1 protein-coding gene and 1 pseudogene are annotated in these 2671 nt (G+C 76.0%); one reads left to right on the top strand and one right to left on the bottom strand.

What is annotated here, in order from left to right:
- Window positions 1–207: 207 nt before the first annotated feature.
- Window positions 208–1584, bottom strand: coding sequence for a pyridoxal phosphate-dependent decarboxylase family protein (locus DZF91_RS25245; RefSeq protein ID WP_117359719.1), 1377 nt, complete (start codon window positions 1582–1584; stop codon window positions 208–210).
- A gap of 181 nt (window positions 1585–1765) precedes the next feature.
- On the opposite strand from DZF91_RS25245, the pseudogene DZF91_RS25240 reads away from it, so the two are divergent.
- Window positions 1766–2671 (top strand): annotated as a pseudogene (locus DZF91_RS25240) (hypothetical protein); the annotation flags it as partial.

Genomic DNA, 2671 nt, shown 5'->3' with positions numbered 1-2671 from the left:
GGCCTGGGCGGCTCCGGAGCGGGCCGTCCGGGCCCCGCCGAGCCGAACTGAGCGGTCCTGACGACCGTCCGGCACCCGCGGACCCCGGCGGCTCTCGATCGCCCGGGCAGGCGCGCGCGCCGTTCGGTGTGCGCGTCCCGGCGGCTGGCCGGGCCAGAGCGTCCCGGTGGGCATCCGCCGGGACGCGGCGGCGGCAGGGCGGTGCGGTCAGACCAGCGTGTCGAGGATGGGGATCACCTTGTCGGCGCGGGTCATCGGGTTGACGAAGGCCAGCCGCAGGACGCTGCGGCCCTCGAACTTGGTCGGGACGCAGAGGATGACGCCCTCGACGGCGTTTCGGCGCGACCAGGCCGAGTACTGCTCCTCGGTCCAGCCGATCCGCTCGAACAGCAGGACCGACAGGGTCGGCTCCTGGAGCAGGCGCAGGTGCCCGGACTCGCGGATGTGGTCGGCGACGCGGCGGGCGGTGGCGAGGGTGGTCTCGACGGCCTCGGTGTACTTGGCGGTGCCGTGCGTGGCGAGGCCGAACCAGAAGGGCAGGCCGCGGGTGCGGCGGGTGAGCTGGACGGCGAGGTCGGCGGGGTTCCACTGCTCGCGGTCGATCTCGTCCAGGTACCCGGCGTGCTGGGTGTGGGCGGCGCGGGCGAGGCGCGGCTCGCGGTAGATCAGCGCGCAGCAGTCGTAGGTGGAGAACAGCCACTTGTGCGGGTCGACGATGAAGCTGTCGGCGTGCTCGATGCCGCGATACCGGTCCCGGACGGAGGGCGCGGCGAGCCCGGCCCCGCCGTACGCGCCGTCCACGTGCATCCAGGCGCCGAACTCGCGGCAGACGGCGGCGATCCCGTCGAGGTCGTCGATCAGGCCGCCGTTGGTCGTCCCGGCGGTCGCGACGACCGCGAACACCGTGCGGCCCGCGTCCCGCTCGGCCGCCAGGACGGTCCGCAGCGCGTCGCCGGTGAGCCGTCCGCGCTCGTCGGGGACCTCGACGACGTCGGCGTCCAGCAGCCGGACGGCGGACTTGATGGACGAGTGCGCCTCGGCGGTGCAGGCGAGCCGCCAGCCGCCCTCGGGGCGTCCGCCGAGCCGGTGGCGCGCGTTCTCGCGGGCGGTGGCGAGCGCGGACAGGTTGCCGACGGTGCCGCCGGACACGAACGTCCCGCCCGCGGTGGACGGCCAGCCGAGCAGCTCGACGAGCCAGCCGATGGCCTCGTTCTCGGCGTGGATCGCGCCGGCGCCGGTCTCCCAGAGGCCGCCGAACACGTTCGCGGCGCCCACCACGCAGTCGAAGGCCATGGACGTGCGGGACGGGGCGGCGGCGATGTAGGCCAGGTTCAGGGGGTCGTCCATCGAGCGGGTGGCGGGGAGCAGCACCTCCTCGAACACGCGCATCGCCTCGCGCGCGCCGATCCCGGAGGGGGTGACGGTCTTGCCGGCCGCGTCCCGCAGCTCCGACGCGGGCCGCGCGGTCGTCTTGGGGTCGCTCGACCGCACCACCCGCCGCCGCGCCCACTCCAGCAGCGCGTCCACCACGGCCGTCTCGTCGCCCCACGGCGAACCCAGCGCCTGGTCCATCCCGCCGCTCATGCCACCTCCATCGCTGACACAACTGCACCCAAAGGCCGCATACATGCTATGAGGTCGCATAACCATCGTTTGACCTCAAAAGAAAAGTACCGCGTCACGCCCCGCTCCGTAAGTGGCGAAGCGGTTGACCGGTTCCCCCGCCGGATCCACCCTGGGGCCACCACCGGTGAGGGGGCCGCCCGTGACCGAACCCGAACGCGTCGCGCTCCGCGTGCTCGCCGCCGCCTGCACCGCCCTGCCGCTCGGCGCGGCCGTCCTGGTCAGCCTCGCCGAGGCGGCGCGCGAGTGGGGCAGGCACGACTCGCACAGCACCGACTGGATCGCCATCGCGGTCGCGCTGGCCCCGATGCTCACCGGCAGCCTGCTGTGGACGCGCCGCGTCGCCCGGTCGGCGCCCCCCGCGCCGCCCACACCCGAGCAGGTCGAGCGCGCCCGGGAACGGCTCGCCGCCGCCGTGCTCGTGCAGTGGCGCACCGAGGCGGCCGTCCGGCGGCTGGACGACCCCGCGCCGCTCGCCGTCCGGTGGCGGCTGTCCGGCCCGATGGACCGGCCCGAGCACGCCCTGCCGCGTCCGGCGGGCCCGGGCGGCCCGTTCCACGGCGGGATCGTGGGCGACGGCGACCGGATCCCGGAACTCGCCGCCCGGTTCCGCGCGCTGCCGCGCCGCCGCCTGATGATCACCGGCGGCCCCGGCGCGGGCAAGACCACGCTGGCCGTCCTGCTCGTCCGGGAACTGCTGGAGGACCCCGAGCCCGGCGAGCCCGTACCGGTGCTGCTGCCGCTCACCGGCTGGGACCCGGCGGCCGAGCCGCTCGGCCCGTGGCTGGCCCGCCGGGTCGGGGAGCAGTGCCCGAGCCTGCTCGCCGCCGACGTCGGCCGGGACGCGCCGGCCGAGCTGGTCGGCCGCGGCCTGGTGCTGCCCGTCCTGGACGGCCTGGACGAGCAGCCGGAGGCGCTGCGGCCGGTGGTCCTGGCCGCGCTGAACTCCACCGGCTGGCCCGCGTCCCGGCCGCTCGTGCTGACCGGCCGGACCCGGGAGTACGCGGACGCCGTGGCCGCCCCGGGCGGCGACGTGCTCACCGGCGCG

The organism is Actinomadura logoneensis (genome assembly GCF_003428695.1).
Classification (GTDB): Bacteria; Actinomycetota; Actinomycetes; order Streptosporangiales; family Streptosporangiaceae; genus Spirillospora; species Spirillospora logoneensis.
The sequence above is the reverse complement of the archived record's forward strand: the minus strand, read 5'-3'. Positions and strand labels throughout refer to the sequence as shown.

Coding starts and splice junctions, on each gene's coding strand:
- DZF91_RS25245 (WP_117359719.1), bottom strand. CDS start 1,584: ATGAGCGGCGGGATGGACCAGGCGCTGGGTTCGCCGTGGGGCGACGAG.